The sequence below is a fragment of the Pseudomonas sp. SDO52101_S400 genome (assembly GCF_054071635.1).
The window spans coordinates 1-11,282 of record NZ_JBSVWF010000100.1 but is presented as its reverse complement, the minus strand read 5'-3'; the positions used below and the strand labels follow the sequence as shown (position 1 = coordinate 11,282).

At 60.5% G+C, this 11,282-nt stretch carries 11 protein-coding genes; 3 read left to right on the top strand and 8 right to left on the bottom strand.

The genetic code is table 11. From position 1 onward, the window contains the following. Positions 1-120: 120 nt before the first annotated feature. Complete coding sequence (locus ACW9HX_RS28135; protein WP_457383092.1) at positions 121-807, bottom strand: SDR family oxidoreductase; 687 nt, start codon at positions 805-807, stop codon at positions 121-123. A gap of 36 nt (positions 808-843) precedes the next feature. Continuing rightward, positions 844-1,194, bottom strand: a complete 351-nt coding sequence (locus tag ACW9HX_RS28130; protein WP_457383091.1) for a MerR family transcriptional regulator — start codon at positions 1,192-1,194, stop codon at positions 844-846. Positions 1,195-1,277: 83 nt separating this feature from the next. Between ACW9HX_RS28130 and ACW9HX_RS28125 the strand changes: the two genes are divergently transcribed. Continuing rightward, positions 1,278-1,694 carry a hypothetical protein gene (locus tag ACW9HX_RS28125; RefSeq protein ID WP_457383090.1) on the top strand — a complete coding sequence of 139 codons (417 nt, stop codon included), beginning with the start codon at positions 1,278-1,280 and terminating at the stop codon, positions 1,692-1,694. Here ACW9HX_RS28125 and ACW9HX_RS28120 read toward each other — a convergent pair. The 6 genes from ACW9HX_RS28120 to ACW9HX_RS28095 form a co-directional block, all read right to left on the bottom strand. Beyond that, positions 1,691-2,617, bottom strand: a complete 927-nt coding sequence (locus ACW9HX_RS28120) for an ABC transporter permease (protein WP_457383089.1) — start codon at positions 2,615-2,617, stop codon at positions 1,691-1,693. The genes ACW9HX_RS28125 and ACW9HX_RS28120 overlap by 4 nt on opposite strands. Beyond that, positions 2,617-3,723: an ABC transporter permease gene (locus tag ACW9HX_RS28115; protein ID WP_457383088.1), complete on the bottom strand. Its 1,107-nt coding sequence runs from the start codon at positions 3,721-3,723 to the stop codon at positions 2,617-2,619. The genes ACW9HX_RS28120 and ACW9HX_RS28115 overlap by 1 nt, the downstream gene beginning before the upstream one ends. 11 nt (positions 3,724-3,734) lie before the next feature. After that, positions 3,735-5,285, bottom strand: a complete 1,551-nt coding sequence (locus ACW9HX_RS28110) for an ABC transporter ATP-binding protein (RefSeq protein ID WP_457383087.1) — start codon at positions 5,283-5,285, stop codon at positions 3,735-3,737. Between the two features lie 537 nt (positions 5,286-5,822). Further along, positions 5,823-6,404: an IMPACT family protein gene (locus ACW9HX_RS28105; RefSeq protein ID WP_457383086.1), complete on the bottom strand. Its 582-nt coding sequence runs from the start codon at positions 6,402-6,404 to the stop codon at positions 5,823-5,825. Positions 6,405-6,411: 7 nt separating this feature from the next. After that, the gene (locus ACW9HX_RS28100; RefSeq protein ID WP_085711287.1) at positions 6,412-7,062 is read right to left on the bottom strand and encodes a TetR/AcrR family transcriptional regulator; all 651 of its coding nucleotides are present in this window, start codon (positions 7,060-7,062) and stop codon (positions 6,412-6,414) included. Between the two features lie 95 nt (positions 7,063-7,157). After that, the gene (locus ACW9HX_RS28095) at positions 7,158-8,078 is read right to left on the bottom strand and encodes a LysR family transcriptional regulator (protein WP_007958517.1); all 921 of its coding nucleotides are present in this window, start codon (positions 8,076-8,078) and stop codon (positions 7,158-7,160) included. Positions 8,079-8,217: 139 nt separating this feature from the next. On the opposite strand from ACW9HX_RS28095, the gene ACW9HX_RS28090 reads away from it, so the two are divergent. Beyond that, the gene (locus ACW9HX_RS28090; protein WP_457383085.1) at positions 8,218-9,567 is read left to right on the top strand and encodes an aminotransferase class III-fold pyridoxal phosphate-dependent enzyme; all 1,350 of its coding nucleotides are present in this window, start codon (positions 8,218-8,220) and stop codon (positions 9,565-9,567) included. A gap of 74 nt (positions 9,568-9,641) precedes the next feature. Then, positions 9,642-11,135 (top strand): CoA-acylating methylmalonate-semialdehyde dehydrogenase, encoded by a 1,494-nt coding sequence (locus ACW9HX_RS28085; RefSeq protein WP_011332326.1) that lies wholly within the window; start codon positions 9,642-9,644, stop codon positions 11,133-11,135. The last annotated feature ends 147 nt before the right edge of the window (positions 11,136-11,282 follow it).

Genomic DNA, 11,282 nt, shown 5'->3' with positions numbered 1-11,282 from the left:
AACTAAAGGCTCCGTTGGGGGCTCTTGTTTACCCGAAAAAACGCCCTCTCGGTTGACAACCCCCCCCCACCCCCCCCCCCCCCCCCACCACCCCCGCTCCCACATTTAGATCCTCAGTGTTTACCAGGGAATGGTTTCACCCTTGTAGTTCACGAAGTGATGGCCGCCCTTGCCGGCAAACGCGTCCACCTGATCCACCAGACCACGAGTGCTGGTGTCCACGTCGATATCGGCGCCTTCGCCACCCATGTCGGTTTTCACCCAGCCCGGATGCAGCGACAGCACAGTCAGTTTCTGATCGCCCAACTGAGTGACGAAGCTGTTGGTCATCGAGTTCAGCGCCGCTTTGCTGGCCTTGTACAGCGCCAGTTCCGGGGCGTCGGGCATGGTCACGCTGCCGAGCACCGAACTCATGAACGCCAGCACGCCGCTGCCGTCGCGGATCTGCCCGACGAAGCGTTGGGCCAGGTTGATCGGTGCCACCGCGTTGGTGAAGAACAGTTGACCGACTTGCGCCAGTGTCGCGCCGCCCGGCGTCTGTACTTCAGGGCCTTTGACCCCGGCGTTGACGAACAGCAGGTCAAACGTTTCGCCCTTGAGTTTCTGGCTCAGAGCGATCACCGCTTGCTGGTCGTCCATGTCGAGTTTTTCGACTTGCACGTTGCCCAGTGCTTTCAGCGCCTCGGCGTTCGAAGGATTGCGAACGGTGGCGGTGACTTGCCAGCCGTCGGCCAGCAGGGTTTTCACCAGGCCCAGACCCAGGCCCCGGGAGGCGCCGATGATCAGTGCGTGCTTGGCAGGATTCAGTGCGGACATGATTGGCTTTCCTTGAAAGTTGAAAGATCACGGGTTCAATGGACAACGTTGACTGAGCCGATGCTGCAGTTCCCGGCGCAGTTCACCGAGTTCGGCCATGCGGGTTTCGACCAGCTTGAGCTTGTCTTGCAGCAATTGCGTGACGGTGGTGTCGGGGTTTGGTGATTGCCACAACGCGCCAACGCTGCTGCCGATCTCGCCAAGGGTAAAGCCCAGACGCTGCGCCGTTTTGATGTAGAGCACCAGTTGCACCATTTCCGGCGGATAGTCGCGATAACCGTTGGCGCTGCGTTGCGCCGCGATCAATCCGCGCTCCTCGTAAAATCGCAGCGTGTCACGGCTGACATCGCAGGCCTGGGCCAACTCACCGATGCGCATCTTGCAGGTCTCGAAAGTGTTTGACCCTGGAGCATACTCCAGGCTTTACCGTGATTGCTCCCTGAATTTTCGGAGCAAGGATGATGTGGACTTCAACGCAGTATCGGCAGTTGGTGCGCGGCAGTGCCTGGTATGACTTGATCGTGACAGTGGCGTTTGTCACGCCATGGAGTTTTGCCGTGTTGCATGGTTTGTTGACGGCGCTGAGTCAGGCGCTGGAGTTGCCCGGTGAGTTGCCGGCGTTCGAACCTGCGCATCTGTTGATGGCGAATCTGTTCGGTTCGGTGGTGTGCATGTGGGCGGTGCTGCGGATTCGTGATCCGCAGCCGGTTTATGGGCGCTATGACGCGGTGACGCGATTTCTGTTCGCCGCGTGGATGACGTATGCCCTGGCCCACGGCGCCAGTTCTTTGGTGGTGGGTTTCCTGGTTCTCGAAGTGGCGTGGGGCATTGCTCAGGCGTTGCCTGTTCGGTCGCTGTCGCGGGCCGTCACGGCTTAATGTCCGGCCTGCCACGGCTGTCCCAGTGATACCGGCGCGTACAACCTTGTACGCACCGTATCCCGCGACAACAACACCAGCACCAGAATGGTTGCGACGTACGGCAGCATCGCCAGCAGGCTTGAAGGAATCGCCAGCCCCAACCCCTGCGCCACCAGGTGCAGGATGCTGGCGAGTCCGAACAGATAGGCGCCGAGCAACAACCGCCACACCCGCCAACTGGCGAACACCACCAGTGCGAGAGCGATCCAGCCGCGTCCGGCGGTCATGTTCTCGGCCCACATCGGTGTGTACGCCAGCGACAGATAGGCCCCGGCCAGTCCGGCCATCGCCCCGCCAAACAGTACCGCCAACGTACGCACGGTCAGCACCGGCAAGCCCATGGCACTCGCCGCGTCCGGGTTCTCGCCGACTGCTTGAATGACCAGCCCGACACGACTTTTGACAATCACCCAGGCCACCAGCGCAAACAGTGCGAACGACAGGTACACCAGCAGATCCTGGGCAAACAGCATCCGACCGATCAGCGGCATATCGCTCAAATAAGGAATCGCCAGCGGCTCGAAACCGGCCAGTGGTTTGCCGACCCATGCCGCGCCGACAAAGGTCGACAGGCCAACGCCAAAAATCGTCAGCGCCAGCCCGGTCGCCACCTGATTGGCGTTGAAGACCAGCGCTACCAGCGCAAACAGTGACGACAACAACATCCCTGCCAACATTGCCAATACAACGCCGAGCCACAGATTGCCGGTGCTGAAGGCGACAATGAAGCCGATCACCGCACCAAACAGCATCATCCCTTCCTGCCCGAGGTTGAGCACGCCGCTCTTTTCGCAGATCAGTTCACCCAGCGCCACCAGTAGCAGCGGCGTACCGCAGCGCACCATGGCGTAGAAAATATTGCTCAGCAGATCGATATCCATCACAGCGCTCCGGCGGTTACGGCAGTGGTTGAGGTGCGCCGCACCCAGCGCAGGTTCAGGCGTGGTCGGTAGAGGATCAGCACGTCACAGGCCAGCAGGAAGAACAGCATCATTCCCTGAAACAACTGGGTGATCGCTTGCGGCAGATTCAGCGTCATCTGCGCGCTCTCGCCGCCGATGTACAGCAGCGCCATCAACAGGCTGGAAAACAGAATCCCGATGGGATTGAGCCGCCCGAGAAACGCCACGGTGATCGCCGCATAGCCGTAGCCCGGCGATACCTGCGGCACCAGTTGCCCGATCGGCCCGGTGACTTCGCACACCCCGGCCAGCCCCGCCAGTGCGCCGCTGATCAACAGCGCGAGCCAGATCAGACGCGTCTCGCGAAACCCGGCGAACCCCGCCGCGCGCTTATCCAGACCGAGCACTTTGATCTGGAAGCCGACAAAGCTTTTCTGCAACAACACCCACACCGCCACCAGCACCAGCAGGGCGAAATACACCCCGGCGTGAACCCGGCCATCCTCCATCAACAACGGCAGGCGGCTGGCGTCGCCGAACATCGCCGACTCGGGAAAGTTGTACCCGGCCGGGTCCTTCAACGGCCCGTGGACGCAGAACAGCAGAAGATTCAGCGCGATGTAATTGAGCATGATGCTGGTGAGGATTTCATTGGCGTTGAAGCGCGTGCGTAGCCAGGCCGTGACGCCGGCCCACGCGGCGCCGGCGAGGGTGCCGGTCAGCAGGATCAACACCAGTGCCCAGCGACTTTGCATGTCGATGATGTTCACCGCCAGCGCACTGCCGGCCAACGCACCGAGCAATAACTGGCCTTCGGCGCCGATGTTCCAGATCCGCGCCTGATAGGCCACCGCCAGGCCAAGTGCGCAGAGCAGGATCGGCAACGCCTTGACCATTAATTCGGAGACGCCATACAGGTCGCTGACCGGCGCGATCAATAAGGTGTGCAGGGTTTGCAGCGGATCATGGCCGAGAGCGATAAACAGCAATGAGCCGCAGCCCAGAGTCAGCACCGCCGCCAACAGCGGCGAGCACCACAGCATCAGGCGCGATTGGCGGCCACGGGGTTCGAGGGAAAGCAGCATGGGAAACTCCGTTAAACCGCGGCGGGTTGGGGTTGAGAACTGTGGAACTGGCCGGCCATCCAGCCACCGACATCGCTGATTCGGGTTTGCGCCGTGTCTTGCAGCGCCGACATCCGCCCGCCGCAGAGTGCGCCGAGGCGATCGCTGATCTGGAACAGTTCGTCGAGGTCTTCGGAAATCACCAGGATCGCCGCGCCGGCATCGCGCAGGGCAATCAGAGCGCGATGAATCACCGCCGCGGCGCCGACGTCCACGCCCCAGGTCGGGTGCGCGGCGATCAGCAGTTTTGGCTGCTGGAGAATTTCCCGCCCGAGGATGAATTTCTGCAGGTTGCCGCCGGACAGGCTGCGGGCGCTGGTTTGGGTGTCCGGGGTTTTCACGCCGAAGCGCTGGATGATCGTTTGGGCGAGGGCTTCGACCTTGCCGCGCTCGATCAAACCGTGGCTGATCAGGCCTTGTTGGAATGCGGTGAGCAGGGCGTTATCCGCCAGGCTCAACTCCGGGACCGCGCCGTGCCCGAGGCGTTCGGCGGGGACGAAAGCCAGGCCGAGTTTGCGTCGCGCCTCCGGACGTAGATCGGCGACGGCGCGCTCTTGGAAACAGATGGTTTGCGCTGCGTGGCGGGGCAGGGTTTGCTCGCCGCCAAGCAGTGCCAGCAATTCATCCTGACCGTTGCCCGCAACGCCGGCGATGCCGACGATTTCGCCGCTGCGCACTTGCAAGTCGATGTCGACCAACGAACAGCCGAACGGATCGGGGTTGTGCCAGTTCAATCCACTGACCTGCAGAAATGTCGCGCCGCCGCTGACTTTCGGATACTCGCCGATAAGCCCCGCCGACTCTCCGACCATCAATTGCGCCAGTTGTTGGTCGGAGCATTGCGCCGGTACGCAATGCCCTGCGACCCGACCACCGCGCAATACCGTGGCGCTGTGGCACAAAGCGCGAACTTCGCCGAGTTTGTGGCTGATGAACAGAATGCTGCAGCCCTCGGTCGCGAGCCGACGCAGTGTGATGAACAGTTCGTCCGCTTCCTGCGGCGTGAGCACCGAAGTCGGTTCGTCGAGAATCAGCAGGCGAATGTCCTGCATCAGGCAACGAACGATCTCCACCCGCTGGCGCTCGCCGATCGACAGGCTGTGGACAAGTCGCTCCGGTTCCAGTGCCATGCCATAACGGCGGGACACTTCGCGGATTTTCGGTTCAAGCTGTTTCGGCGTTCCGGCTGCCGGGCCCATCGCCAATGCAATGTTTTGCGCCACGGTCAGGGTTTCGAACAGCGAGAAATGCTGGAACACCATGCCGATGCCCAACTGCCGGGCCTGGGCCGGGTTGCGCATGTTTACCGGTTGTCCTTGCCAGAGCATTTCGCCCGAGTCGGCCTGGATGACGCCGTAGATGATCTTCATCAGGGTGCTTTTACCCGCGCCGTTTTCACCGAGCAGGGCGTGAATTTCGCCGGGGGCGATGCTCAGATCGATGGCATCGTTGGCCAGACAACCGGGATAACGTTTGCTGATGCGGCGCAGTTGCAGGCGCGGCGTGGGCGTGGAGTTGTGCATGACAGGCTCGGCTTGCTTGGAGTTGTGCCTGTGGATAAAGCAATTTCCTGGCCATTGAGTCAGGAACCCGTCCAGCCCTTGCCCGGCAACCCGTTACGTAGAGCATCGAAGGCAAAAGTGCGCGGATGGGCAGCACCAATTGAGCGCAAAGCCGTTGATCAGGCTCCAGTTTTGCTCGTGAAATTCTGGTTAAAAAACGAGCAATCCCGTCGGAGCCAAGCAGCACTTGCGGCTAAGGGAGTCATGAACGGGTTATCCACAGGTTGCTCCACAGTATTTGTGCGCAATCGGAAAACCTTGGCATAAGCGTACCGGTGCTATCTCCCAATGGCGATAAACAGATCTAACTGATTGTTTTTACTTGGAATTAAACTTTTTTCATGTGGTTTGGGCGAAAAGTGAGCAAATCGCGCAAAGCCACGTGACAGAAGGGTTACAGCGGTGTGTGCTCAGGTTATCCACAGTCGGGTGCACAGCTGATGTGGGCAACTCGGTGGAATTAGCGACTCGTGTCGTGCCCTGAAATATTGCAGGTATTCAGCGCTGCAGCAGAATGCGTCCACGGCTGAGATCGGCCAGTTGGTTTTGCAGCATCGGGATCTGCGCTTCGCCTACTGCCAACTGCAATTCGACACCGTTGGCGGTGAAGTTTTCCTCCACCACCAGACCGCCGAGATCTGCCACCCGCAACTTCACCAGGGCCAGTTCGGCAAACCCGCAGGCACAACTCAGTGGCACACGGCTGATCAGTTCGACTTTCGCCGCCGCTTGCAGGCATTTGTTGGCGCCGCCGCCATAGGCCCGGGCCAATCCGCCAGTGCCCAGTTGAATGCCGCCGTACCAGCGGATCACCAGCACCGCGACCTGATCGCAATCCTGCGCCTCGATGGCTGCGAGAATCGGCCGTCCGGCCGTACCGCCCGGTTCGCCGTCGTCATTGCTGCGGTACTGATCACCGAGTTTCCACGCCCAGCAATTGTGCGACGCGTTCAAGTCACTGTGCTGCTCGATGAAGGTTTGCGCGTCGGCAGGGCTGCCAATCGGCGAGGCGAAGGTGATGAAACGGCTTTTGCGAATCTCTTCGCGGAACTCGCAAAAGTCGCTGAGGGTGAAAGGCATAAACGTCTTATAGAGAAGGAGTGAGGCCGCAGCCTTTGAGAATGATGCGGATCAGGTTGTTGCCGGCGTCTTCCATGTCCTGTTTGGTCAGTTTGCTGCGACCGCTGACGCGACAGATCTGCGTGGCGAAGTCAGCGTAATGCTGAGTGCTGCCCCACAACAGGAAAATCAGGTGCACCGGATCCACCGGGTCCATCTTGCCGGCATCGATCCAAGCCTGGAATACGGCGGCCCGACCCTGAAACCAGGCGCGGTAGTCCTGATTGAAATACTCGGTCAGGCATTCGCCGCCGCTGATCACCTCCATCGCAAAAATCCGCGACGCTTGTGGCTGACGACGGGAAAACTCCATTTTTGCGCGGATGTAGCGGGTCAGCGCTTCGGCCGGATCGTCTTCGGCCGTCAGGGTGTTGAAGGTGCTGTCCCACAGTTCGAGGATGTTGCTCAGCACCGCCACGTACAACCCGAGCTTGTTGGTGAAGTAGTAATGCAGATTCGCCTTGGGCAACCCGGCCTTGGTGGCGATGGTGTTCATGCTGGTGCCTTTGAACCCGTGACGGGCGAACTCGTCTTCGGCGGCTTTGATGATGGTCTCTTCGTTCTTCTGACGAATGCGGCTGGCAGGTTTGCCGCCGTGAGCGGGGACTTCAAAGGTCATAGGCACTTCCGGGTTTGTCTGAGGGGTGCAACCAGTTGCGTTGATAGCGCAACCATCGGCCTGCGACAAGCCCCGGGTGCATAAAACCCCAGTCATCAGCGCGTGGCGGCCAGGCTTTCGAGAAAGCTCTCGAGTACCAGATGCGGTCGCCGGCCTTTGCGGGTGACCGAGGCCAGGCTCAAATCGTAGAAACGGGTACTGGCCTTGAGCGCGCGCAAGCGACCTTGTTGTACCCAGAGACTGGCGTAGTGATCCGGCAGATAGCCGATGTAACGCCCGGTCAGAATCAGGAACGCCATACCCTCCCGGTCGGAAGCGCTGGCCGTGCAATTGAGCGCCTGATAGTGGGCCTGGATCTCTGCCGGCAAACGGAAGGTCGGGGCGATGGCGTCCTGGCTGTTCAGGCGTTCGTCGTCCAGTTGTTTGTCATCGACGTAAAACAGCGGATGGCCGACCGCGCAATAAAGCAGCGAGCGCTCGCTGTACAGCGGTTGATATTCCAGTCCCGACAGTGCACTGGCCTGTGGCACCACGCCGACATGCAGGCGCCCGTCGAGCACACCTTGTTCGACTTCATTGGGGGCGATCATGCGGATCTGGATCTGTACGTCCGGCCCGCGCTCCTTCAACTGTGCCAGTGCGTGGGTTATGCGCATGTGGGGGAGGGTGACGAGGTTGTCGGTAAGACCGATGATCAACTCGCCACGCAAGTGCTGGTGCAGGCCGTTGACCTCGGTGCGAAAACTTTCCAGTGCACTCAACAACTGCAGCGCCGACTGATAGACCTCGCGGCCCTCTTCGGTCAGGGAGAAACCGGCACGCCCGCGTTGGCACAGGCGCAGGCCGAGGCGTTGTTCCAGATCGCTCATCTGCTGGCTGATCGCCGAGCGGCCGATGCCGAGCACGGTTTCCGCTGCGGAGAAGCCGCCGCACTCCACCACGCTGCGAAAAATCCGCAGCAGGCGAATATCAAAGTCACTGACCTGGGCCAGTGGATCGGGACGGCGGCTGCTCATATTGTTGTTCTCATTGTTTAGCAGGGCTCTAACTGAAGGTTAGAAAAGTTGGATTTCACCGACTTTATCCCCGTGGCAATTTAGCTGCAAGAACGCTTTCTATCTCCCTGAAGCTTATTGCCCTGCGAGGTTTTGCCCGATGAACATGCCTGAAAACGCGCCGTCGCCACTGGCCAGCCAACTGAAGCTGGACGCGCACTGGATGCCGTACACCGCCAACCGCAACTTCCAGCGCGACCCGCGCCTGATCGTTGGCGCCGAAGGCAGCTGGCTGATCGACGACAAGGGCCGCAAGGTGTACGACTCGCTGTCCGGTCTGTGGACCTGCGGCGCCGGGCATACCCGCAAGGAAATCCAGGAAGCGGTGGCCAAGCAGTTGGGCACCCTCGATTACTCGCCGGGCTTCCAGTACGGCCATCCGCTGTCGTTCCAGCTGGCGGAGAAAATCACCGATCTGACCCCGGGTAACCTGAACCACGTGTTCTTCACCGACTCCGGTTCCGAGTGCGCCGATACCGCGGTGAAAATGGTCCGCGCTTACTGGCGCCTGAAAGGCCAGTCGACCAAGACCAAAATGATCGGCCGTGCACGTGGCTACCACGGTGTGAACATCGCCGGCACCAGCCTCGGCGGCGTCAACGGCAACCGCAAGCTGTTCGGTCAGGCGATGATGGATGTCGATCACCTGCCGCACACCCTGCTGGCGAGCAATGCATTCTCCCGTGGCATGCCGGAGCAGGGCGGTATTGCCCTGGCCGATGAGTTGCTGAAACTCATCGAGCTGCATGATGCGTCGAACATCGCAGCGGTGTTCGTTGAGCCTATGGCCGGCTCCGCTGGCGTGCTGGTTCCGCCACAGGGTTACCTCAAGCGCCTGCGTGAGATCTGCGATCAGCACAACATCCTGCTGGTGTTCGACGAAGTGATCACCGGTTTCGGCCGTACCGGCACCATGTTCGGCGCCACCACTTTCGGCGTGACCCCGGACCTGATGTGCATCGCCAAGCAAGTCACCAACGGCGCGATCCCGATGGGCGCGGTGATTGCCAGCTCCGAGATCTACCAGACCTTCATGAACCAGCCGACCCCGGAGTACGCCGTCGAATTCCCGCACGGCTACACCTATTCGGCGCATCCGGTGGCTTGCGCCGCAGGTCTCGCGGCACTCGACCTGCTGCAAAAGGAAAACCTGGTGCAGAGCGTGGCCGACGTTGCGCCGCATTTCGAAAATGCTCTGCATGGCCTGAAAGGTGCGAAGAACGTCATCGACATCCGCAACTACGGCCTGGCCGGTGCGATCCAGATTGCAGGCCGCGACGGCGACGCCATCGTGCGTCCATTCGAAGCCGGCATGGCGCTGTGGAAAGCCGGGTTCTACGTGCGCTTCGGCGGCGACACCCTGCAGTTCGGCCCAACCTTCAACAGCAAGCCGCAAGACCTTGATCGTCTGTTCGACGCGGTCGGCGAGGTGCTGAACAAGCTCGACTGATTTTTCCTTCTATATATACCCACAAAAGCGGGCACTCCATGGCGGTGCCCGTGGACAAGAATTCAGGAGTTTTCATGAGCGTTATCCCGCATTTGATCAATGGCGAACTGGTGACCGAGAACGGTCGCGCAGTTGATGTGTTCAACCCGTCCACCGGTCAGGCGATCCACAAGCTGCCGCTGGCCAGCCGCGAAACCATCCAGCACGCCATCGATGCTGCCAAGGCTGCGTTCCCGGCCTGGCGCAACACGCCACCGGCCAAACGCGCCCAGGTCATGTTCCGCTTCAAGCAACTGCTGGAGCAGAACGAAGCACGCATCGCGCAATTGATCAGTGAAGAACATGGCAAGACGTTGGAAGATGCTGCCGGTGAATTGAAGCGTGGCATCGAGAACGTCGAGTTCGCCTGCGCCGCTCCAGAAATTCTCAAGGGCGAGTACAGCCGCAACGTCGGCCCGAACATCGATGCCTGGTCGGACTTTCAGCCACTGGGCGTAGTGGCCGGCATCACACCGTTCAACTTTCCGGCCATGGTGCCGCTGTGGATGTACCCGTTGGCGATCGTCTGCGGTAACTGCTTCATCCTCAAGCCGTCCGAACGTGATCCAAGTTCGACCCTGCTGATCGCTCAACTGCTGCTGGAAGCCGGCCTGCCGAAAGGCGTGCTGAGCGTAGTGCACGGCGACAAGACTGCGGTGGACGCGCTGATCGAAGCGCCGGAAGTCAAAGCGCTGAGCTTCGTTGGCTCGACGCCGATTGCTGAGTACATCTATGCCGAAGGCACCAAGCGCGGCAAACGCGTGCAGGCACTGGGCGGCGCGAAGAACCACGCGGTGTTGATGCCGGATGCGGATCTGGACAATGCCGTCAGCGCACTGATGGGCGCGGCTTACGGTTCCTGCGGCGAGCGCTGCATGGCGATTTCGGTGGCCGTGTGTGTGGGCGATCAGGTAGCGGACGCGCTGGTGGCAAAACTGGTTCCACAGATCAAGGCGCTGAAAATCGGTGCTGGCACTTCTTGTGGCCTGGACATGGGGCCGCTGGTCACCGGTCAGGCGCGCGACAAAGTCAGCGGTTATGTCGAAGACGGCGTGGCGGCGGGCGCGACTCTGGTGGTCGATGGTCGCGGTCTGAGTGTTGCCGGTCACGAAGAAGGCTTCTTCCTGGGTGGCTGCCTGTTCGACAACGTCACTCCTGAGATGCGCATCTATAAAGAGGAGATCTTCGGGCCGGTGCTGTGCGTCGTTCGGGTGAACAGCCTGGAAGAAGCGATGCAACTGATCAACGATCACGAATACGGCAATGGCACCTGCATCTTCACCCGTGATGGTGAGGCAGCCCGTCTGTTCTGCGACGAGATTGAAGTCGGCATGGTCGGCGTCAACGTTCCATTGCCGGTGCCGGTGGCTTACCACAGCTTCGGTGGCTGGAAGCGTTCGCTGTTTGGCGATCTGCATGCCTATGGTCCGGATGGTGTGCGCTTCTATACCCGTCGCAAGGCGATCACCCAGCGCTGGCCACAGCGGGCGAGCCATGAAGCTTCGCAATTCGCGTTTCCTAGCTTGTAAGTAGAAGGGCAGCGCAAGGAAGGCCGACCTTTAAGGTCGGCCTTCGCGTTTCGGGGCTTTTTTGACCGATATGACAGATTTATGAAAATAGTGGTTGACGGCAGATTCTGGAGGCCTATAATTCGCCCCACTTCCGGCGCAGTCGAA

Coding starts and splice junctions, on each gene's coding strand:
- ACW9HX_RS28105 (WP_457383086.1), bottom strand. CDS start 6,404: ATGCCTTTCACCCTCAGCGACTTTTGCGAGTTCCGCGAAGAGATTCGC.
- ACW9HX_RS28115 (WP_457383088.1), bottom strand. CDS start 3,723: ATGCTGCTTTCCCTCGAACCCCGTGGCCGCCAATCGCGCCTGATGCTG.
- ACW9HX_RS28100 (WP_085711287.1), bottom strand. CDS start 7,062: ATGACCTTTGAAGTCCCCGCTCACGGCGGCAAACCTGCCAGCCGCATT.
- ACW9HX_RS28110 (WP_457383087.1), bottom strand. CDS start 5,285: ATGCACAACTCCACGCCCACGCCGCGCCTGCAACTGCGCCGCATCAGC.
- ACW9HX_RS28090 (WP_457383085.1), top strand. CDS start 8,218: ATGAACATGCCTGAAAACGCGCCGTCGCCACTGGCCAGCCAACTGAAG.
- ACW9HX_RS28130 (WP_457383091.1), bottom strand. CDS start 1,194: ATGCGCATCGGTGAGTTGGCCCAGGCCTGCGATGTCAGCCGTGACACG.
- ACW9HX_RS28085 (WP_011332326.1), top strand. CDS start 9,642: ATGAGCGTTATCCCGCATTTGATCAATGGCGAACTGGTGACCGAGAAC.
- ACW9HX_RS28120 (WP_457383089.1), bottom strand. CDS start 2,617: ATGGATATCGATCTGCTGAGCAATATTTTCTACGCCATGGTGCGCTGC.
- ACW9HX_RS28125 (WP_457383090.1), top strand. CDS start 1,278: ATGTGGACTTCAACGCAGTATCGGCAGTTGGTGCGCGGCAGTGCCTGG.
- ACW9HX_RS28095 (WP_007958517.1), bottom strand. CDS start 8,078: ATGAGCAGCCGCCGTCCCGATCCACTGGCCCAGGTCAGTGACTTTGAT.